The sequence below is a fragment of the Lysobacter humi (ex Lee et al. 2017) genome, assembly GCF_054781815.1.
In genome coordinates this window covers 318,584-338,049 of record NZ_BAAGTR010000001.1, presented here as the reverse complement: position 1 = coordinate 338,049, position 19,466 = coordinate 318,584, and the positions used below count along the sequence as shown (strand labels likewise).

Here is a 19,466-nt window from a genome sequence, read left to right as displayed (position 1 = left end):
GGAGGCGCGATGACGATCGTCTGGTTCCTGCTGGGACTCGTGCTGCTCGCCCTGGGCGGCGACTCGCTCATCAAGGGCGCGTCGGGTCTTGCGCGCGCGCGAGGCTGGTCGCCGTTCCGGACGGGCCTGGTGCTCGTCGCGCTGGCGAGCTCGATCCCGGAGATCGTCGTCAATGCGGTCGCCGTGTCACGCGGCCAGGACGAGCTCGCGCTCGGCAATGCGGTCGGCAGCAACGTGGTGAATGTCGGGCTCACGCTGGCGCTCGCGGCCCTCGCAGCCCCGCTCGTGGTGCGTTGGCGCAGCCTGTCGGCGCTGCTCGCGATGCTGCTGCTGATCACGCTCGCCGTGCTGCTGCTCGCGCTCGATGGGCGCCTGTCCGCCATCGAGGGCGTGCTTCTCGTCGCGGTGTTCGTCGGCGTGCTCGCCTTCAAGCTCGCGCGCAGCCGCGACGAGGCGCCCGAGCTGCGCGCGGAGATCGAGGCCTTCACCCAGACGAGCGACGTGCTCGGGCTGAACCTGGCACGGCTCGCGATCGCCGCGGGCCTGCTCGGCTACGGCGCGTGGCTCGTCGTGCGCGAGGCGCCCGCGATCGGCGCCGCGCTCGGCCTGTCGCCGCTGCTCACCGGCCTGCTGCCGGTCGCCATCGCGACCGCGCTGCCCGAAGCCGCTGCCGCGGTCCGCGCCGCGCGGCGCGCGCAGGGCGACCTCGTGGCCGGCCACGTGGTGGGCTCGAGCCTGGTCAACGTCAGCCTGGTCCTGGGCGGGATGGCCCTGCTCGGCGGCGGGCTCGCGATCCCTGCATCGTTCGTACGCTACGAGCTGCCGGCAGCGCTCGTGTTCTCGGCCATGCTGTTGCCCATGCTGCGCGGCGACATGCGCATCTCGCGCACCGAAGGCGGCGTGCTGTTCGTCGCGCTGCTCGCCTGGATCGCTTTCGAGGTGCTGATGCTGCGCGCCTGAGGCGACATCGGGCGCCGATATACTGCGGTGCATGCCGCCTGCGTCCACCGCTGCGCGCGGATCCCGCGCCGTCCGTGCCTTCGCCGAATTCTTCCGCCTCGAGGCGGCGGGCGGCATCGTGCTGATCGGCGCGGCCGCGCTCGCGCTGCTCTGCGCGAACTCGCCCCTGTCGGGCATGTACGAGGCCTTCCGCCAGCTGCCCGTCGAAATCCGGATCGGTACGTTCGCCCTGGCGAAGCCGTCGCTGCTGTGGATCAACGACGGCCTGATGGCGATCTTCTTCCTGCTCGTCGCGCTCGAGATCAAGCGCGAGGCGGTGAGCGGGCAGCTCGCACGCCGTGACCAGCTGATCCTGCCGATGGTCTGCGCCGCCGCGGGCGTGGTCGTGCCGGCGCTGATCTTCGTCGCCTTCAACCGCGGCGATGCCGGCGCGATCCGCGGCTGGGCGGTGCCCACGGCGACGGACATCGCCTTCGCCCTCGGCGTGCTCGCCCTGCTCGGCTCGCGCGTGCCGACCGGAATGAAGCTGCTGCTGTCGACGATCGCGGTGGTGGACGACCTGATCGCGATCGTGATCATCGCGCTCTTCTATTCGCACGGCCTGTCGCTGGCGTCGCTCGGCTGGGCCAGCGCCGCGCTGCTGGCGATGGTCATCCTCAACCGCCGCGGGGTCACCGCCCTCACGCCCTACCTGCTCCTGGGCGCGGTGCTGTGGATCTGCGTCCTGAAATCGGGCGTGCACGCCACGCTCGCGGGCGTGGCCACGGGCCTGATGATCCCGCACGTCGATCCGCACAATACGATCGACGACGAGATCGAGCACTCGCCGCTCGAGCACCTGGAGCATGCCCTGCACCCGTGGGTCGCCTACGCGATCCTGCCGGTCTTCGCCTTCGCCAATGCGGGGCTGCCGCTCGGCGGCCTGACGCCCGCCGCCTTCCTCGCGCCGGTCCCGCTCGGCGTCATGCTCGGCCTCGTCATTGGCAAGCCGATCGGCATCGTCGGCGCGGCGCTCGGCCTGCGTGCGACGGGCCTCGCGCAGCTGCCGGACGGCATGGATGCGCGCGCGACCCTCGGCCTCGGCCTGCTGTGCGGCATTGGGTTCACGATGAGCCTGTTCATCGCCTCGCTCGCCTACGGCGAGCCCGCGCGCTATTCCGCGGCGGTGGCGGGCATCCTCGGCGCCTCGCTCGTCGCGGCGGTCGCCGGCTACGGCTGGCTGCGCGCGACACTTCCGGCGGCGGCGCGCTGATGCGCCACGCGCTCGTCTTCGGCGCCACGGGGCAGATCGGCGAGCCGCTGCTCGCACGGCTGCGACGACAGGGCTGGCGCGTGACTGCCGTGTCGCGCCGCGCCCGGGCCGACGAGCCCGGTCTGGCCTGGCTGCAGGGGGATCTCGATGCACCGCCCGCGATGCCCGGGCACGTGGATGCGGTGCTCAGCTGCGGCCCGCTGGATGCGTTCGCGCGATGGTACGCACGTGGCGGCGTCGAGGCCGCGCGCGTGGTCGCGTTCGGCTCGACGAGCGTGGTGGTCAAGCAGCATTCGGTCGACGAGGCCGAGCGCGACGTGGCGCAGCGCCTGCAGCACGCCGAGGACGTACTCATGACCGCCGCGCGCCAGCGCGCCGCCGGCGCGACCGTGTTGCGGCCGACACTCGTCTACGGCGCCGCGCGCGATGCCACGCTCAGCCGGCTCGCCGCGATCGCGCAGCGCACGCGCTGGCTGCCGTTGCCGCGCCGCGCGCGCGGGCTCCGGCAGCCCGTGCACGTGGGCGACCTCGCCGATGCGGCCATCGCCTGCCTCGCGCAGTCCGTCACCGCCGGCCGCGCCTACGACCTGCCCGGCGGCGAGACGCTCGAATACCGCGAGATGGTGCGCCGGGTGCTGCAGGCGCTCGAGCCGCCGGCGCGGCTGGTCGAGCTGCCGGGGCCGGTGTTCGACGCGGTGCTGCGGCTCGCCCAGGCACGCGGTTACGCGGCGGACTTCGGCGACGCCGCGGTCGAGCGCATGCGACGCGATCTCGTCTTCGACATCGCGCCGGCGCGCGAGGATTTCGGCTACGCGCCGCGTTCCTTCCAGCCGACCGCGCGCATGTTCCCGCCGCGCAGCTGATTCAGGCGCCCGGCGCCGCGGGCACCTGCCGCGCCTTCGCGAGCGAGCGCAGCGCGATCATCAGTACGCCGCCGAGCACCATCGCGCCGCCGAGCAGCAGGCGCGGGCCGGGGCGGTCACCCCAGTAGAGGATGCCGAGCCCGACGGCGAGCAATGGCGCGATCAGCAGCCAGGGCGTCACCTGCGCGACCGGATGGCGCTGCACGAGCACGTAGAACAGCCCGTGCCCGAGCAGCGAGGACACGAAGGCGGCATAGATCGCACCGAACCAGCCCACCCAGCTCGACGCGCGCAGCGCCGCGAAGCCCTGCGGCTCGATCACCAGGCTGATCGCGAGCAGCGGCAGCACGGACATCAGCGCGATGAAGCCCTGCTGGCTGAAGACGTCGAGTCCCTTCACCGGCTTCATCACGACCGTGCCGAACGCGAGGAAGAAGGCCGAGACGAGCATCGTGACGAGCGCCGCCGGATGGTCGAGCACCATCGGATCGAAGCCCAGCACCAGCACGCCGGCGAAGCTCGTCGCGATCGCGAGCCCGGTGCGCCAGCCGAAGCGTTCGCCGAGCAATCCCCAGCCGAGCAGTGCCGCCATCGGCACGTAGCTCTGCATGACGATCGCGGGCGAGGAGAGGTCGCCGGCGAGCTTGAGCGCGGTGAAGCTCAGCCCGAAATGCAGCACGCCCAGGCTCAGGCCCGCGAGCACCAGGCGCGGCCACTGGCCGGGCGCCGGGCGCTTGAGGAACGGCAGCAGCGCGAGGCCGAGCATCGCGAAGCGCAGCGCGGTGAACAGGAACGGCGGGATCTCGCGCAGGGCGAGTGCGGCGGTCAGGAAATTGCCGGCCCAGGCGAGGCAGATCAGCATCGCCAGCAGCAGGTCGCGGCCGCCGAGGCCGGAGGATCGCGCCATCGGTCAGTACGCCATGCCGAAGCGGCGATAGAGCTTGGCGAGCACCCAGGCCGGGCCGATCAGCAGGTAGGTGAGGTCGGTGAGGAAGCTCGGCTTGCGGCCTTCGAGCTTGTGTCCGACGAACTGACCGATCCACGCCACGACGAACACCGCGAGGGCGAGCCCGGCGAGATCGCGCGGGCCGAGCGCGTCGTACAGCAGGCGGGCAACCCCACCGAAGACGAGGAAGACCGCCGCCATGCCCACGCCGAGGCGCCGCGACTGGCGCAGGTAGTACATCGCGGCGGCGAACATCGCCAGGCCCGCCCAGACACCCGGGCGGAACAGCGTGCCCGGCACCGGGATGCACCACAGCAGCGCGATCACGCTCCACAGGATCGCCGGCACGCAGACCAGGTGGATCGACTGGTTGGTCGCATGGCGATGGTCGTCGCTGTAGCTCGCGAACCAGCGGTCGATCGGACGGGCGGGAGCGTTCATGGCGGGGCCGCTCGGGGGAGATCACCATGATGCCGCAGCGCGCGGCGACGACGCGTCGCACCGCTGCAACGATGGGATGCGGGGCCGATGCTCAGGCGTCGACGCTGGGCGCCTGCCGGAAACTCTCGCCCTTGCCGTATCCGGGCAGGCGTAGAGCTGAGGGACTTCGTGGCGGACGGGGAGCCCGCGCGGCTCGCTGGGCAGGAACGGCGCCACGCCGCTCCCCTCGTGGAACGCCGGCATACGCCGTCGCGTCATCGGCGCGGCGCATGCCGTCGATCACGCGCAGGCCCGCAGCCCCGGCGAGTGCCCGGGCATCGAGCCGTCCGCGCGGGTGCCGCCAGGCGCGCACAGACCGCAGCCGGCGTCGTTCGCGGTGCCGGGGCGCGGACGCGCGCAGCCGGGCACGGACCCGCTCAGTCGACCTGCAGGCCGGCCAGTCGCTCGAGCGCTTCGGCGTACTTCGCGCGGGTCTTCTCGATGACCTCGGGCGGGAGCACAGGCCCCGGCGGCGTCTTGTCCCAGCCGATCCGCTCGAGGTAGTCGCGTACGAACTGCTTGTCGTAGCTCGGCGGGCTGGTGCCGACCTCGTAGGAATCGGCCGGCCAGTAGCGCGACGAGTCCGGTGTCAGCATCTCGTCCATCACGTAGAGGCGTCCGTCGGCATCGGTGCCGAACTCGAATTTGGTGTCCGCCAGCAGGATGCCGCGCTGCGCGGCGTAGTCGGCGGCGAAGGCGTACAGCCGCAGCGTCGCGTCGCGAACCGCCTCGGCGAGCTCGGCGCCGCACAGGCGCACGGCGGCGTCGAAGTCGATGTTCTCGTCGTGGTCGCCCACCGCGGCCTTCGTCGACGGCGTGAAGATCGGCTCGGCCAGCTGCTCGGCCTGGCGCAGGCCGTCGGGCAATGCAATGCCGGAAACGCGGCCGGTGCGCTGGTAGTCCTTCCAGCCGCTGCCGATGAGATAGCCGCGCGCGATGCATTCGATCGGCACCGGCCTGAGCCGCCGCGTGACGACCGCGCGCTGCGCGTACAGCGACGCATCGACGCCCGCGGGCAGCACGCTCGCGACATCGATGCCGGTGAGGTGGTTGGGCACCAGGTGCGCGGTCTTGTCGAACCAGAAATTCGAGATGCGGCAGAGCATCTCGCCCTTGCCGGGAATCGGATCGGGCAGCACCACGTCGAAGGCGCTGAGGCGATCGGTCGCGACGATGAGCAGGTGGTCGCCGGCGAGCGCGGCCTGCGGCGGCAGGCGATCGGCCGGCACGTCGAAGACATCGCGGACCTTGCCGCGATGGCGCAGGTGCAGGCCGGGCAGGTCGGAAGCGGAGAGCGAGGCTCGCGTCGAGGTGGACACGCACGTTCCCTGGATGGCGGTGGGCCCCGCCCGACAGCGGCGGGCCGGGCAGTGTACGCCGGCCGCGACCGGCCTGCAGGTAGACTGCCGACCCTTCCGCCGCGTGCCGGAGCCCGGGTGAAAACGCGCTGGTCCGGCAAACTGGTGGGCTTCTTCGTCGGCGCGCTTCTGCTGCGCGCGGAGCCGCCGCTGGGCGCGCTGCTCGGCCTGCTGATCGGCCATGCCGTCGACGCCGGCTGGTTCGAGGCACGCCGCGAGGATCCGTACCGCGAACTCGGCGTCGACGCCGACGCGAGCGATGCCGACATCGATCGCGCCTACCGCCGGCTGATGGCGCGCCACCATCCCGATCGACACGCCACCGCCGCCCCGCGCGTGCAGCGCGAGGCGGAGAAGCGCGCACGCGCGATCAACGCCGCCTACGACCGGATCCGCGCATTGCGGTCCGGTCGCGGTTGACTTCGCTCAGAAGCGCCAGTTGGCGACGACGCGGAACGTGCCGAAGTCGAGGTCCTCGTCGCTGCGGCGGAAGTCCGTGCCCTGCGGATTGGCGAGGATGAACGGGTTGGTCGCAGGCGCCGGGCCCGCGGCGCGCACGCGGAACTCGTCGTCGTCGAGCATCGTCATCACGTACTCGGCGCCGACCGTCCAGTTGCTGCCGATGCGGCGCTCGTAGCCGAGGCCCACCTGGCTGCCGGTGGCGTCGCTGTCGCCGTTGGTGGTGAACGTGTTTACGCCGTTGCTGGTGAGGTGCGTGTTCTCGATCGACGCACGCGCCGCGCCGGCGGTGACATAGGCCAGCTGCACGTCGTCGAAGGCATAGCCCACGCGGGCGCGCAGCGCGGCGAGCGTGTCGACCTTGCGCAGCATCGTGTAGCGCGCCGGCGTGGTGCTGAAGGCGGAGACCGCATCGCGCACGTCGCTGCCGCCGACGTCGAGCACCGCGCCCACCACCCACTGGCCCATCTGCCAGTCGTAGCCGGCGCGCACGCCGTAGTCGGCGCCGCCGGTGTTCTCGGCGCAACCGGCCGCCGGGGTGCGGTCGCGCGCCACGCCGTTGCAGAAGCCCGGCGAGAACGCATCGGCGCCGGCGGCGGTGCGCACGGTGTCGTTGAAGTTGCCGTCGAGGTTCGTGTCGAACAGGAAGCGGTCGGCATCGTCGTCGGGCTCGGTGGACGCGCCGGCATAGGCGCCGACGTAGCCACCGGTCCAGGCGTCCTGGGCGGCGGCGGGGAGGGCGACGGCGAGCAGCAGGCAGGCGGCGGGGGCGAGGCGGGAAGCGCGCATGAGGAACTCCATGAGGGGGGACGACGGCAGCCCTCGCGGGGCCACGTCCAGGGGACTACGGGCGCGATGCGGGCGGGGATGCACCGGATGCGACAATGGCGCCCTTTCCACGCCGGCCGCTCCCATGCAGTCCACCGTCATCGCGCCTTCGATCCTGTCCGCGAACTTCGCCAAGCTCGGCGAGGACGTCGATGCCGTGCTCGCAGCAGGCGCCGACTGGGTGCACTTCGACGTCATGGACAACCACTACGTGCCGAACCTCACCATCGGCCCGCTGGTCTGCGAGGCGCTGCGCAAGCACGGCGTGACGGCACCGATCGACGTGCACCTGATGGTGGAGCCGGTGGACCGCCTCATTCCGGACTTCGCCAAGGCCGGCGCCTCGATGATCACGTTCCACCCGGAGGCCAGCCGGCACGTGCATCGCACGGTCCAGCTCATCCGCTCGCACGGCTGCCAGGCCGGGATCGTGCTCAACCCGGCGACGCCGGTCGACGTGCTCGACTACGTGCTCGGCGACATCGACATGGTGCTGCTGATGAGCGTGAACCCGGGCTTCGGCGGGCAGGCCTTCATCCCGTCGGCGCTCGACAAGCTGCGCCGCGTGCGCTCGATGATCGATGCGAGCGGCCGCGCCGTGCGGCTGGAGATCGACGGCGGCGTGAAGGCCGACAACATCGGCGCAATCGCCGCGGCCGGTGCGGATACCTTCGTCGCGGGCTCGGCGATCTTCAACGCGCCCGACTACGCGGACGTGATCGCGCGCATGAAGCAGGCCGTCACGGCCGCCCGCGGCTGAGAAGGAAGGGCCGGCGTCCTCCGACACCGGCCCTCCGGAATAGTTGAGGCATCCTGCCTCGCCGGTCGTCCCTGCGATGGCCTTCGATGCTCCGCCGGCTGCATGACGCGCTCATAACAGCGGCGATCCCGCTGCTTCACCGTCGCCCGACCCGCGCCCCGCTAGCCTGTCCACTCGCGCGAAGGCGGAGGACAGGCAGGGCGTGAAGCGCTGGCGGCTCTTACTCAACGGCAAATCGGCGGACGACGCGCTCCTGCGCGAAGCCGTCACCGCGCGACGCGACGCCGGGCGCAGCGTGAGCGTACGCGTGACGTGGGAGCACGGCGATGCGCGCCGCTACGTCGCCGAGGCGATCGCCGACGGGATCGACTGCGTGATCGCGGCCGGCGGCGACGGCACGCTCGGCGAGACCGCCGGCGCGCTGGTGGAATTCGCGACCGAAGGCCGGCGCGTGCCCGCGCTCGCCGCGCTCCCGATGGGCACCGCCAATGATTTCGGCCGTGCGGCGGGCCTGCCCGAGGGGATCGACGATGCGCTCGAGCTCGCCGCGCACGGGCGGCCGCAACGCGTGGACATCCTGCGCGTCACCGCCGGTGCGCAGTCGCGCTGGTGCTTCAACCTCGTCAGCGGCGGCTTCGGCACCGAGGCCACGGTGGAGGCGCACGACCTGCTCAAGAAGGTGCTCGGCGGCTTCTCGTACGTGGTCAAGGGCATCGCGCGGCTGCATGCGATCGAGTCCACGCCGATCGAGCTGCGCGGCCCGGGCTTTCGCTGGCACGGGCCGATGATCGTGCTCGGCGTCGGCAACGCACGCCTCGCCGGCGGCGGCCAGCTGCTCTGTCCCGATGCCCTGATCGACGACGGCCTGCTCGACGTCACCGTGGTGCCGGAGCTCGAGGAAGGCGTGGTGATGACGATGGTGAACGTCGTCGTCGACGGCAAGCGTGCGACGCTCGAGCGCGTCGCCGCACGCGCGCGCCTGCCGTGGATCGAGATCCGCGCGGCCGAGCCCCTGCGCCTGAACCTCGACGGCGAGCCGATCGCGGCGCGGCGCCTGCGCATCGACTGCGTGCCCGCGGCGCTGTCGATGTACCTGCCGCGCGACTGCCCGCTAGTCCGGCGCACGCGGGCGCACGCGCTGGCGCCGCCGAATCGCATGGTCGACGCGGAGCCGCTATAGTCCGCCCATGGAACTCCGGGCGATCACGCATTCCCACAGGGCCGACGCAGGTTGGCGATGGTGGCCGCTGGCCGCCGCCGCCCGTGTCCGCACCTTCCAGGAAATGCCCCGTGACATCGCTCGAGTCGTTCCAGCAGCAGGCCGCTGACGGCCACACCCGCATCCCCGTCGTCCGCGAGGTCCTTTCCGACCTCGACACGCCGCTCTCGGTCTACCTGAAGCTGGCGGACGGGCCGCACACCTACCTCTTCGAATCTGTCGAAGGCGGCGAGCGCTTCGGGCGCTATTCGATCATCGGCCTGCCGGCGAAGCGCGTGTACGCCTTCGCAGGCCACACGCTGTTCGTCACCGAGGACGGCGAACTCCTCGGCGCGCGCGAGGTCGAGGACCCCTTCGCGGAGGTCGAGCGACTGCGCACCGAGCATTCGGTGCCGAAGATCGACGGCCTGCCGGGCTTCACCGGCGGGCTGGTGGGCTGGTTCGGCTTCGAGTGCATCGACTACATCGAGCCGCGCCTGGCCGCCTCGGGCCGCGGCAAGGAGGACCAGCTCGGCACGCCCGACATCCTGCTGATGCTCAGCGAGGAAGTCGCGGTCTTCGACAACCTCAAGGGCCGGCTGTACCTCATCGTGCACGCCGATCCGCGCGAGGAACGCGCCTTCGCAAAGGCGAACCGCCGCCTCGACGAACTCGTCCACCGCCTGCGCCAGGGCGGGCCCGGCTATCCCGAGACGCTGCAGTCCGCGGCCCTCGATGAGTCGGACTTCGTCTCCGGCTTCACGCAGGAAGGCTTCATCGCCGCGGTGGAGAAGTCGAAGGACTACATCCGCGCCGGCGACATCTTCCAGGTGGTGCTGAGCCAGCGCCTGTCGGTGCCGTTCAAGGCACGCCCGGTCGACGTCTATCGCGCACTGCGTGCGCTGAACCCGTCGCCCTACATGTATTTCCTCGACGTCGGTGACATGCAGGTGGTCGGCTCTTCGCCCGAGATCCTCGTGCGTCTCCAGGACGGCGAAGTCACTGTGCGCCCGATCGCCGGCACGCGCCCGCGCGGCGAAACGCCGGAGCAGGACGCCGCGCTCGAGGCCGAGCTGCTCGCCGATCCCAAGGAGCGTGCCGAGCACCTGATGTTGATCGACCTCGGCCGCAACGACGTCGGCCGCGTGAGCGAAGCCGGCAGCGTGCAGGTGGGCGAGCAGTTCGTGATCGAGCGCTACAGCCACGTCATGCACATCGTCAGCGAGGTCACCGGGCGCCTGAAGGACGGCCTCAGCTATGCCGACGTGCTGCGGGCCACGTTCCCGGCCGGCACCGTCAGCGGCGCGCCGAAGATCCGCGCGCTGGAGGTCATCCGCGAACTCGAGCCGATCCGCCGCAACGTCTATGCCGGCTCGATCGGCTACATCGGCTGGCACGGCGACGCCGACACCGCGATCGCGATCCGTACCGCCGTCATCCAGGACGGACGCCTCTACGTGCAGGCCGGCGCCGGCATCGTCTACGACTCCGATCCGCAGAAGGAATGGGAGGAGACGATGAACAAGGGGCGTGCATTGTTCCGGGCGGTGGCGCAGGCGGCGAAGGGGCTGTGATCGACCCCGCACGACCAATGCGGCCGTTGATCGGCATGCGGCACATTCGACCGCGAATCGTCACGGAGCTTCCATGATCCCGCGTCTGATCCTCTCGCTTGTATTGCTCACTGCCTCCGGTGTGGCCATTGCGCAGGTCAACGCGTTGCCGCCCACCCGCCACATCCTCGTCTACGGCGACGCGCAGGCCCGCGCCATCCCCGACCGGTTCAAGATCACACTCGACTTCAGCGCGCTCGACCACGATGCAGGTGCCGCTCGGCGGCGTGTCGAGGACTCGCTCGCCGGCGCCGTACGGCGGCTTCGTGATGTCGGCGTCCCCGACGCAGAGATCGTGGCGACGTCGCTCGCCATCGCGCCGGAGCGCCGCTACGACGAAGCACAGAGGACGCAAGTCTTCGCCGGCACCCGCGTGCGTCGATCATTGTCTGCACGGTTCGCCGGCAAGGCGGACGTCGAGGCCTTTCTGAGCGGGCTCCAGACGTCGCAGGAGTTGGCGGTGTCGCAGATCGAGACGGAGCTCGCGGATGAAAGGACGCTCCGTGCGGCATTGCGCACCGGTGCCATCGATTCCACGCGCGAGAAGGCCGCAACGTTGGCACGTGGCTATGGCGCGCGACTTGGAGCGCTGTACAGCGTGTCGGACGTCGCGCCGCAATTTGAATACGGTATCCGGGAAGGAAACTGGCCCGCCCTATATGAATGGAACCCGCGTACCCGTGCGCTCGATCGAATCGTGGTGACCGGGTCGCGGGTTTCGGCGCCTGCCGCCGCACCGCAGACCGCACTCCAAACGGGCTACGTCACCTACACCGATCGCATCTACGCCGTCTTCCTGCTTGCGGACTGAATCATGCTGTTGATGATCGACAACTACGACAGCTTCACCTGGAACCTCGTCCAGTACCTTCAGGCGCTGGGCGCGGAGGTGAAGGTGGTGCGCAACGACGAGCTGTCGGTGCCGCAGATCGAGGCGCTCGCGCCCGAGCGCATCGTGATCTCGCCAGGCCCGTGCACGCCGAATGAGGCGGGCGTGTCCGTCGACCTGATCCGTGAGCTCGGGCCGCGTACGCCGATCCTCGGCGTCTGCCTCGGCCACCAGGGCATCGGCCAGGCCTATGGCGGCGACGTCGTGCGCGCCAAGACGATCATGCACGGCAAGACCTCGCGCATCCGCCACGAGGGCCGCGGCGTCTTCGCCGGGCTGCCCGATGCGTACGAGGCGACGCGGTACCACTCGCTGGTCGTTGCGCGTGACACGCTGCCCGAATCGCTCGAGATCACCGCGTGGACCGAGGACGAGGCCGGCGGCTTCGACGAGATCATGGGCCTGCGTCATCGTGAGCATCCGGTCGAGGGCGTGCAGTTCCATCCCGAGTCCATCCTCACCCAGCACGGCCACGCGTTGCTGAAGAACTTCCTGGAGCGCTGAGCATGCCGATCACGCCGCAGCAGGCACTCCAGCGCACCATCGAGCACCGTGAAATCTTCTTCGACGAGATGGTCGAGCTGATGCGCATGATCATGCGCGGCGAGGTCAGCCCGGCGATGACCGCCGCGATCCTGACCGGCCTGCGCGTCAAGAAGGAAACCGTCGGCGAAATCGCCGGCGCGGCGAAGGTGATGCGAGAGTTCTCGCTTCCCGTGCACGTCGCCGATCGCACGCACCTTGTCGACATCGTCGGCACCGGCGGCGATGGCGCGAGCACGTTCAACATCTCCACCGCGAGCATGTTCGTGGTCGCGGCGGCCGGCGCCAAGGTGGCCAAGCACGGGGGGCGCAGCGTCTCGTCCAGCTCGGGCAGCGCCGACGTGCTCGAATCGCTCGGCGCGCACATCGAGCTCGCGCCGGACCAGGTCGCGCACTGCATCGCGCAGACGGGCATCGGCTTCATGTTCGCGCCGCTGCACCACCCGGCGATGAAGGTGGTCGCGCCGGTGCGGCGCGAGATGGGCGTACGCACGCTGTTCAACATCCTCGGCCCGCTCACCAACCCGGCCGGTGCGCCGAACATCCTGATGGGCGTCTTCCACCCGGATCTGGTCGGCATCCAGGTGCGCGTGCTGCAGGAACTCGGTGCCGAGCGCGCGCTGGTCGTCTGGGGCCGCGACGGCATGGACGAGCTCTCGCTGGGCGCCGGCACGCTCGTCGGCGAACTGCGCGATGGGCAGGTGCGCGAGTACGAGGTGCATCCCGAGGATTTCGGCATCGCGATGGCGGCCAGCCGCAATCTGCGGGTCGCCGACGCGGCCGAGTCGCGCGCGATGATGATGCTCGCGCTGGACGACGAGCCCGGCCTGCCCCGCGAGATCGTTGCGCTGAACGCCGGCGCCGCGCTGTATGTCGCGGGCGTCAGCGATTCGATCGCCGACGGCATCACGCTCGCTCGGCGTACCATCGCCTCGGGCGCGGCGCGCGCGAAGCTCGATGCCTTCGTCGCCGCCACGCGGGCGTTCGCCGCAGCATGAGCGGGCCGGGCTTTGCGACCTTGCCGCGCCCGCCTTACTGGGCCGTGATCTTCTCGTCGCGGCGCCGCGACGATGACGGTGCCGCTTATGCCGTCGCAGCGGCGCGGATGCTGGAGCTGGCCGCGTCGCAGCCAGGCTTCCTGGGTGCTGAGTCGGCACGCGGTGACGACGGCTTCGGCATCACCGTCTCCTACTGGCGCGACGAAGCGGCGATCGCCGCCTGGCGCGACCACGTGGAGCATCGCGCGACCCGCGAGTTCGGCCGCGCCCATTGGTACGAGCATTTCGAGGTGCGCATCGCGAAGGTCGATCGCGCCTATGCACGCAAGGACACCGAGACGGCATGAGCGACATCCTCAACACCATCCTGGCGCGCAAGGCCGAGGAGATCGAGCAGCGCAGCCGCGTGCGCTCGCTCGCGGACCTGCGCGCGCGTGCGCTCGACGCGCCGCCGGCGCGTGGCTTCGTCGACGCGATCCGCGCGAAGCACGCAGCGCAGCGGCCGGCGGTGATCGCCGAGGTCAAGAAGGCGAGCCCGTCCAAGGGCGTGATCCGCCCCGAGTTCGACCCGGCCGAGATCGCCCGGCAGTACGAGGCCGGCGGCGCGGCCTGCCTCTCGGTGCTCACCGACGTGGACTTCTTCCAGGGCAGCAATCTCTACCTGGGCCTCGCCCGTCGCGCCTGCGCGCTGCCGATCCTGCGCAAGGACTTCACGATCGATCCTTACCAGGTCTATGAGGCGCGCTTCATCGGCGCCGACGCGGTCCTGCTGATCGTCGCCGCGCTCGACGACGGCGCGCTGGTGGACATGGCGAACCTCGCCATGGAGCTCGGCATGGACGTGCTGGTGGAGGTGCATGACGTCGACGAACTCGAGCGCGCGCTCCAGACCGGCTGCGAGCTGATCGGCGTCAACAACCGCAACCTGCGCACGTTCGAGGTCTCGCTCGACACCACGATCGCGCTGCGCCCGGCGGTGCCGACCGACCGCATCCTCGTCACCGAGAGCGGCATCGCGACCGCGGCCGACGTCGCGCGCATGCGCGCGGCAGGCATCGAGACGTTCCTCGTCGGCGAGAGCTTCATGCGCGAGCGCGATCCCGGCGCGGCGCTGGCGCGGCTGTTCGGATGAGCGTCGCCGGCCGCCGCTATCCGGCCGCGCAGGACGGCGCGCCGCTCGTGGTCTTCGACTTCGACCACACCCTCTACGACGGCGATTCGGGCAGCCACCTGTTCCGTTGGCTGATCCGCCGCAGCTGGTGGCGCACGCTGCTCGCGCTGCTGATCACGCCGGTCGCCGGGCCGATGGTGGCCTGGCTGCCCACCCGCCGGCGCGGCATCGGCGCCTTCATCTGGGTGGGGACGATCGGCTTCCAGCGCCGGCGCGACCTCGACGACCTGATCGACCGCTACGTCGCCGCGAACGTCGAGGCGATCCGGCCGCGCCTGCTGCCGGTGGCGCTCGACGTGCTGCATCGGCACCGCGAGGCGGGCGACCGTGTGGTCGTGGCGACCGGTGCACCGCCTGAGCTCGCCCGCGCGATCCTCGCGTTCGTCGCGCACGAGGACGTGCCGGTGGTGGGCACGAAGGTCGGCCGTCGTCTCGGTGCGGTGATCGCCACGCGCCACTGCCACCACGAGATGAAGATGCGCATGTTGCGCGAGGCCGGCTTCGTCGGCGACGTCGCCGTGGCCTATTCCGACAGCACGGCCGACCTTCCGCTGCTCAAGGCCGCGCGCCGGCCGGTGGTGGTCAACCCGAAGACGGATCGCGTCGACCTGTTCCGCCGGGTGCTGCCGGCCGGGACGCCGATCCTCAACTGGGGCTGCCCGGGACGCGGCGGTGACGCAGCGCCTGGCTGAGCGGCGATCCAGCGCGGCACCGGTTCCAGTGCGCGACCGGGCGCCAGCGCGGGGCTCGCGACGCCCCCGTCGCTTCAGTCGCCCAGCAGTTTCGCGAAATGCAACGAGGCTTCGCTGTAGCCGCAGCTGCGGTAGAACGAGTGCGCCGTGTCGCGGCTGCCGGCGGTCGTCACTTCGATGCGTGCGGCGCCCGCCTGGCGGGCGATCCCTTCGACCTCGCGCACGAGCCGGCGGCCCACGCCCTGCCGCTCGCACGACGGCGAGACCACGAGGGCCGTAATGCGCGCCTGTTCGGCGCCGCGTGCGAGCGAGTAGCGCAGCTCCATCCCGACCAGCCCGCAGGCGTGGCCGCCGATCTCGGCGAGGATCAGCCGCTGGCGCGGATCGCCCAGCACGTGGGCGATGCGGTCGGCCGCCTCCTCGCGATCGCAGGGGTAGCCGAGGGCGGCGAGCAGGTCGGCGACGTCGCTCGCATCCCCGATCCGCGCATCGCGGATGCGGATGTCCGAGCCCGGCTCGCCGTGCGCCATGCGTCAGCGGGTCCCGTAGAGGACGACCGTCTTGCCGCGGGCGTGGAGGATGCCATCGGCCTGCAGCTTCTTGAGCACGCGGCCGGCCATCTCGCGCGAGCAGCCGACCAGGCGTGAGAGCTCCTGGCGGGACACGCGGATCTGCGTACCCTGCGGATGGCTCATCGCCTCCGGCTCCTTGGCGAGGTCGTGCAGGGTGCGCACGATGCGGTCGGTGACGTCGAGGAAAGCCAGGCGGCCGGCCTTGCGCGAGGTGTCGAGCAGGCGCCGGGAGATCTGCGCGCCGATCGAGTACAGCAGCTTGGGCGCGTCGGTCGACAGCCGGGTCATCAGCAGGTCGTAGAAGCGCTCGTGGCCGATCTCGGCGAGTTCGGTCGCGGTGCGGGTGCGCAGGGTCACCTCGCGGCGGTCGCTCTCGATGAACAGGCCCATCTCGCCGACGAACTGGCCGGGCCCGAAATAGCCCAGGACCAGCTCGCGGCCGTCCTCCTCCTCGTTGATGATGCTCACCGAGCCGGAGATGACGAAGTACAGGGTGGTCGCCGCGTCGCCCGGGCGGAACACGTCCGTGCGTGAGGGATAACGACGGCGGTGGCAGTGCGCGAGGAACCGCTCGATCGCCGCGTTGTCGGGGAGCAGGGGGCTCTGGGCGCGACGTGCCGCGTGCTGGAGTGCCAGGTCGGGGGACATGGGCCGGGCTCTGGGAGAATGAACCGACTATATAGACCAATCCCTGCAAAGGGCCAATCCCGTCACCTTTCGCGCGGACCGGCGTCCCGCCATCGCAGCGGCGGTATCCCGGATCCGTTCGTTCCGCCGTCATGCTCCATGCCCCATAATCCCCGGTCCACCCACGCATCCGGGATCCACGCACGTGGTCAAGCCACTGCCGCGCCTGCGGCTCCAGGGGTTCAACAACCTGACCAAGGCGCTGTCGTTCAACATCTACGACATCTCCTATGCCGCGTCCGAGGATGAGCGCCAGCGCTACATCCAGTACATCGACGAGGCCTACAACGCCGACCGCCTCACGCAGATCCTGACGGACGTCGCCGACATCATCGGCGCCAACATCCTGAACATCGCGCGCCAGGACTACGACCCGCAGGGCGCGTCGGTGACGATCCTGATCTCGGAAGAGCCGGTGATCGACAAGAAGGATGCCGGCAAGGAGCTGATCTCCGACGCCGTCGTCGCGCACATGGACAAGTCGCACATCACGGTGCACACGTATCCGGAGACGCATCCGGACAACGGCATCGCGACGTTCCGCGCCGACATCGACGTGGCCACGTGCGGCGTGATCTCGCCGCTGAAGGCGCTCAACTACCTGATCGAGAGCTTCGAGTCCGACATCGTGATCATGGACTACCGCGTCCGTGGCTTCACGCGGGACATCAAGGGCCGCAAGCACTACATCGACCACAAGATCAATTCGATCCAGGACTACCTGGCGAAGAACGTCCGCAATCGCTACGAGATGCTGGACGTCAACGTCTACCAGGAAAACATCTTCCACACGAAGATGCACCTGAAGGAGTTCGACCTCGACACCTACCTGTTCGAGGAGAAGGCGAAGAACCTCTCCTTCAAGGACCGCATGAAGGTCGAGGCGCGCCTGAAGCGCGAGATCGAGGAGCTCTACCACGGCCGCAACCTGATCGACTGATCGGGGCGCGACGAAAAAGGCCGGCGGATGCCGGCCTTTTCCATGGGCGTCGCGTGGCGATCAGAGCCGGTACGCGACCGTCTTCATCACCTTCGACGCGGCTGCCATCACCTGCGGGATCGGCACGGGCAGCTCGCGTGCGCCAGCGGACTGCGCATTGTCGGCATGGCGTGCCTCGTCGGCCTTCATGACTTCGAGGATCGCGCGGCTGCGGCCGTCGGCGGCGGGCAGCGATTCGAGGTGTTCGTCGATGTGCGCCTCGACCTGGCGCTCGGTCTCCACGACGAAGCCGAGATTCCAGCCATCGCCGCGCAGCCCCGCGGCGAGGCCGATCGCGTACGCGCCGGCATACCAGAGCGGATTGAGCAGGCTGGGTCGGCTGTCGAGCTCGCGCAGTCGGTCGGCGCACCAGGCGAGGTGGTCGGTCTCCTCCTGCGCCGCATGCATGAGGTGCGCGCGCGTGCGCGGATCGCGCGCGACCGAGGCCTGGCCGACATAGAGCGCCTGCGCGCAGACCTCGCCGACGTGGTTGATGCGCATGAGCCCCGCCGCGTGCCGGCGCTCCTCGTCGTCGAGGACGATCTCGGCATGGCCCCCCGCCGGGTTCGGGCGAGCCGCGACGGGCGCGCCGGCGACGGTTTCAAGGGCACGCTGGGCGGTGTCGATCCAGCGGTCGAGGGCGGTCAGGCGGCGCGTGCTCATGCGTGAAGTCTAGCGCCGCGGCGCGACCGGGCCGTCGAGGCGCTCGGCGAGGAATTCGAGCGGGTGCATCACAGGAACGCGCGTGGCCCCCGCGGGATACGCGCGACAGCCGAGGTTCGCGCTGAGCAGGACGCCGGCCGGGCACACCGACTCGCAGCTGGGACAGCCCCGGCAGGTACGTGGCGGTCGCCGACGGCCGTCGGCGGCAACGCTCCAAGCGACCGCGCACGCGCTAGCGCGATCCGGCCGCGCGGCGATTCGAGCTCGTCCCGGGACGCGCGGTCGGTCGGGCAGGCCGGCAGGCACATGCCGCACCGGGCGCAGGGGTTGACGAGTGCGAACCGCGGATCGGTCGCAGGCGGGCGGGGCAGGGGCATGACCCGATGCCCGCCCGATCTTGACGCGGCTTGCACGCTCCCGGGGCGCCGGCTATGATTCCGCTTCTTTGTTCCGCGGGACCCCGGTCCCACCACAACGCGTGGCGAAGTTCGGCCGCTCCGGCAGCCCAACCAACCCGACCAGGCACCCACCTAGAGTTTTGTCATGAAGACCTTTATCGCCAAGTCCGAGACCGTCCAGCGCGACTGGTATCTCGTCGACGCCTCCGGCAAGACCCTGGGCCGCCTGGCCTCGGAGCTCGCCCGCCGCCTGCGCGGCAAGCACAAGCCCGTCTACACCCCGCACGTCGACACCGGCGACTACCTCGTGGTGGTCAATGCCGAGAAGATCGCGGTGACCGGCAACAAGCTGCAGGACAAGAAGTACCACCGCTTCACCGGCTACGTCGGCAACCTGAAGACGGAGTCGCTGGCCCAGGCGCTGGAGCGCCATCCGGAGCGCGTGATCGAGATCGCCGTCAAGGGCATGCTGCCCAAGGGCCCGCTGGGCCGCGCGATGTACCGCAAGCTCAAGGTCTACAAGGGTGCCGAGCACCCGCACGCCGCGCAGCAGCCGCAGGTCCTGGATATCTAAGTCATGGCAACGAATCAGAATTACGGCACCGGCCGCCGCAAGTCCTCCACTGCCCGCGTGTTCCTGCGCAAGGGCTCGGGCCAGATCACCGTCAACCAGCGTCCGCTGGACGAGTTCTTCGGCCGCGAGACGGCGCGCATGATCGTGCGCCAGCCGCTCGAGCTGACCAAGAACGTCGACACGTTCGACGTCGTGGTCACGGTCGCCGGCGGCGGCATCACCGGCCAGGCCGGTGCGATCCGCCTCGGCATCGCCCGCGCGCTGGTCGAGTACGACGAAGCGCTCAAGACCGACCTGCGCCGCGCCGGCTTCATGACGCGCGATGCCCGCGAGGTCGAGCGCAAGAAGGTCGGCCTGCACAAGGCCCGCCGCGCCACGCAGTTCTCGAAGCGCTAATCGCGCTTCACCGGATGCTGGCGCACTTGCCGTCAGCATCCGTCGCGGTAGAATTTGCTCCATAGCCCCGTCGCCAAGCGGTAAGGCACCTGACTCTGACTCAGGCATTCGGTGGTTCGAATCCATCCGGGGCTGCCATACACCGACCGGTCCGCCGGTCACCCGAAGACCCGCCGCGTGCGGGTCT

General features: G+C 70.4%; 24 protein-coding genes and 1 tRNA gene. 17 read left to right on the top strand and 8 right to left on the bottom strand.

Translation table 11 applies throughout. From position 1 onward, the window contains the following. Positions 1 to 9: 9 nt before the first annotated feature. The 3 genes from ACYVJJ_RS01530 to ACYVJJ_RS01520 are packed head-to-tail and all read left to right on the top strand — an operon-like array spanning position 10 to position 3,075. A complete protein-coding gene (locus ACYVJJ_RS01530) occupies positions 10 to 960 on the top strand; it encodes a sodium:calcium antiporter (RefSeq protein WP_460830540.1) in 951 nt (316 codons plus the stop codon). A 31-nt stretch (positions 961 to 991) separates the two neighbouring features. Then, entirely contained in the window at positions 992 to 2,212 is a 1,221-nt protein-coding gene (gene nhaA / locus ACYVJJ_RS01525; RefSeq protein WP_460830538.1) for a Na+/H+ antiporter NhaA, read from the top strand. Continuing rightward, positions 2,212 to 3,075 carry an NAD-dependent epimerase/dehydratase family protein gene (locus ACYVJJ_RS01520; RefSeq protein WP_460830537.1) on the top strand — a complete coding sequence of 288 codons (864 nt, stop codon included), beginning with the start codon at positions 2,212 to 2,214 and terminating at the stop codon, positions 3,073 to 3,075. Before nhaA ends, ACYVJJ_RS01520 begins: the two co-directional genes overlap by 1 nt. Position 3,076: 1 nt before the next feature. On the opposite strand, the gene ACYVJJ_RS01515 is transcribed toward ACYVJJ_RS01520, so the two are convergent. The 3 genes from ACYVJJ_RS01515 to ACYVJJ_RS01505 all read right to left on the bottom strand — a co-directional run bounded on the left by ACYVJJ_RS01515 (position 3,077) and on the right by ACYVJJ_RS01505 (position 5,820). After that, complete coding sequence (locus tag ACYVJJ_RS01515; protein WP_460830536.1) at positions 3,077 to 3,982, bottom strand: DMT family transporter; 906 nt, start codon at positions 3,980 to 3,982, stop codon at positions 3,077 to 3,079. 3 nt (positions 3,983 to 3,985) lie between these two features. After that, a complete protein-coding gene (locus tag ACYVJJ_RS01510) occupies positions 3,986 to 4,462 on the bottom strand; it encodes an Mpo1 family 2-hydroxy fatty acid dioxygenase (RefSeq protein ID WP_460830534.1) in 477 nt (158 codons plus the stop codon). Positions 4,463 to 4,878: 416 nt separating this feature from the next. Next, complete coding sequence (locus tag ACYVJJ_RS01505; RefSeq protein ID WP_460830533.1) at positions 4,879 to 5,820, bottom strand: phosphoribosylaminoimidazolesuccinocarboxamide synthase; 942 nt, start codon at positions 5,818 to 5,820, stop codon at positions 4,879 to 4,881. A gap of 117 nt (positions 5,821 to 5,937) precedes the next feature. On the opposite strand from ACYVJJ_RS01505, the gene ACYVJJ_RS01500 reads away from it, so the two are divergent. After that, positions 5,938 to 6,279: a J domain-containing protein gene (locus ACYVJJ_RS01500; protein WP_460830531.1), complete on the top strand. Its 342-nt coding sequence runs from the start codon at positions 5,938 to 5,940 to the stop codon at positions 6,277 to 6,279. Positions 6,280 to 6,285: 6 nt separating this feature from the next. On the opposite strand, the gene ACYVJJ_RS01495 is transcribed toward ACYVJJ_RS01500, so the two are convergent. Then, positions 6,286 to 7,107 (bottom strand): outer membrane protein, encoded by an 822-nt coding sequence (locus ACYVJJ_RS01495; protein WP_460830529.1) that lies wholly within the window; start codon positions 7,105 to 7,107, stop codon positions 6,286 to 6,288. A gap of 124 nt (positions 7,108 to 7,231) precedes the next feature. On the opposite strand from ACYVJJ_RS01495, the gene rpe reads away from it, so the two are divergent. The 9 genes from rpe (at position 7,232) to ACYVJJ_RS01450 (ending at position 15,010) form a co-directional block, all read left to right on the top strand. Next, positions 7,232 to 7,906: a ribulose-phosphate 3-epimerase gene (rpe, locus tag ACYVJJ_RS01490; protein WP_460830527.1), complete on the top strand. Its 675-nt coding sequence runs from the start codon at positions 7,232 to 7,234 to the stop codon at positions 7,904 to 7,906. Between the two features lie 202 nt (positions 7,907 to 8,108). Further along, positions 8,109 to 9,086, top strand: coding sequence for a lipid kinase YegS (gene yegS / locus ACYVJJ_RS01485; RefSeq protein WP_460830526.1), 978 nt, complete (start codon positions 8,109 to 8,111; stop codon positions 9,084 to 9,086). 110 nt (positions 9,087 to 9,196) lie between these two features. After that, complete coding sequence (gene trpE, locus ACYVJJ_RS01480) at positions 9,197 to 10,678, top strand: anthranilate synthase component I (RefSeq protein WP_460830525.1); 1,482 nt, start codon at positions 9,197 to 9,199, stop codon at positions 10,676 to 10,678. A gap of 73 nt (positions 10,679 to 10,751) precedes the next feature. Further along, positions 10,752 to 11,528, top strand: a complete 777-nt coding sequence (locus ACYVJJ_RS01475) for an SIMPL domain-containing protein (protein WP_460830523.1) — start codon at positions 10,752 to 10,754, stop codon at positions 11,526 to 11,528. Between the two features lie 3 nt (positions 11,529 to 11,531). Further along, on the top strand, positions 11,532 to 12,110 hold the full coding sequence (locus tag ACYVJJ_RS01470) for an anthranilate synthase component II (protein ID WP_460830521.1): 579 nt from the start codon (positions 11,532 to 11,534) through the stop codon (positions 12,108 to 12,110). A gap of 2 nt (positions 12,111 to 12,112) precedes the next feature. Next, a complete protein-coding gene (gene trpD, locus ACYVJJ_RS01465; protein WP_460830519.1) occupies positions 12,113 to 13,147 on the top strand; it encodes an anthranilate phosphoribosyltransferase in 1,035 nt (344 codons plus the stop codon). Continuing rightward, on the top strand, positions 13,144 to 13,494 hold the full coding sequence (locus ACYVJJ_RS01460; protein ID WP_460830518.1) for an antibiotic biosynthesis monooxygenase family protein: 351 nt from the start codon (positions 13,144 to 13,146) through the stop codon (positions 13,492 to 13,494). Before trpD ends, ACYVJJ_RS01460 begins: the two co-directional genes overlap by 4 nt. Next, entirely contained in the window at positions 13,491 to 14,279 is a 789-nt protein-coding gene (gene trpC / locus ACYVJJ_RS01455) for an indole-3-glycerol phosphate synthase TrpC (protein ID WP_460830516.1), read from the top strand. The genes ACYVJJ_RS01460 and trpC overlap by 4 nt, the downstream gene beginning before the upstream one ends. Continuing rightward, positions 14,276 to 15,010 (top strand): HAD-IB family phosphatase, encoded by a 735-nt coding sequence (locus tag ACYVJJ_RS01450; RefSeq protein WP_460830515.1) that lies wholly within the window; start codon positions 14,276 to 14,278, stop codon positions 15,008 to 15,010. The genes trpC and ACYVJJ_RS01450 overlap by 4 nt, the downstream gene beginning before the upstream one ends. 74 nt (positions 15,011 to 15,084) lie before the next feature. Here ACYVJJ_RS01450 and ACYVJJ_RS01445 read toward each other — a convergent pair whose 3' ends face one another. After that, a complete protein-coding gene (locus ACYVJJ_RS01445) occupies positions 15,085 to 15,540 on the bottom strand; it encodes a GNAT family N-acetyltransferase (protein WP_460830513.1) in 456 nt (151 codons plus the stop codon). Between the two features lie 3 nt (positions 15,541 to 15,543). Further along, positions 15,544 to 16,230, bottom strand: coding sequence for a cAMP-activated global transcriptional regulator CRP (gene crp, locus ACYVJJ_RS01440; protein ID WP_460830511.1), 687 nt, complete (start codon positions 16,228 to 16,230; stop codon positions 15,544 to 15,546). 184 nt (positions 16,231 to 16,414) lie between these two features. Here crp and speD point away from each other — a divergent pair, with 184 nt between their 5' ends. Then, positions 16,415 to 17,209: an adenosylmethionine decarboxylase gene (gene speD / locus ACYVJJ_RS01435; protein ID WP_460830509.1), complete on the top strand. Its 795-nt coding sequence runs from the start codon at positions 16,415 to 16,417 to the stop codon at positions 17,207 to 17,209. A 60-nt stretch (positions 17,210 to 17,269) separates the two neighbouring features. On the opposite strand, the gene coq7 is transcribed toward speD, so the two are convergent. After that, entirely contained in the window at positions 17,270 to 17,911 is a 642-nt protein-coding gene (gene coq7 / locus ACYVJJ_RS01430) for a 2-polyprenyl-3-methyl-6-methoxy-1,4-benzoquinone monooxygenase (protein ID WP_460830508.1), read from the bottom strand. A 68-nt stretch (positions 17,912 to 17,979) separates the two neighbouring features. Beyond that, complete coding sequence (locus tag ACYVJJ_RS01425) at positions 17,980 to 18,288, bottom strand: 4Fe-4S dicluster domain-containing protein (protein WP_460830506.1); 309 nt, start codon at positions 18,286 to 18,288, stop codon at positions 17,980 to 17,982. A 166-nt stretch (positions 18,289 to 18,454) separates the two neighbouring features. On the opposite strand from ACYVJJ_RS01425, the gene rplM reads away from it, so the two are divergent. The 3 genes from rplM to ACYVJJ_RS01410 all read left to right on the top strand — a co-directional run bounded on the left by rplM (position 18,455) and on the right by ACYVJJ_RS01410 (position 19,417). Then, positions 18,455 to 18,883 carry a 50S ribosomal protein L13 gene (gene rplM, locus ACYVJJ_RS01420; protein WP_460830504.1) on the top strand — a complete coding sequence of 143 codons (429 nt, stop codon included), beginning with the start codon at positions 18,455 to 18,457 and terminating at the stop codon, positions 18,881 to 18,883. 3 nt (positions 18,884 to 18,886) lie between these two features. Beyond that, the gene (rpsI, locus tag ACYVJJ_RS01415) at positions 18,887 to 19,279 is read left to right on the top strand and encodes a 30S ribosomal protein S9 (protein ID WP_460830502.1); all 393 of its coding nucleotides are present in this window, start codon (positions 18,887 to 18,889) and stop codon (positions 19,277 to 19,279) included. A gap of 63 nt (positions 19,280 to 19,342) precedes the next feature. Next, positions 19,343 to 19,417: transfer RNA gene (locus tag ACYVJJ_RS01410), tRNA-Gln, on the top strand. Positions 19,418 to 19,466: the final 49 nt, after the last annotated feature.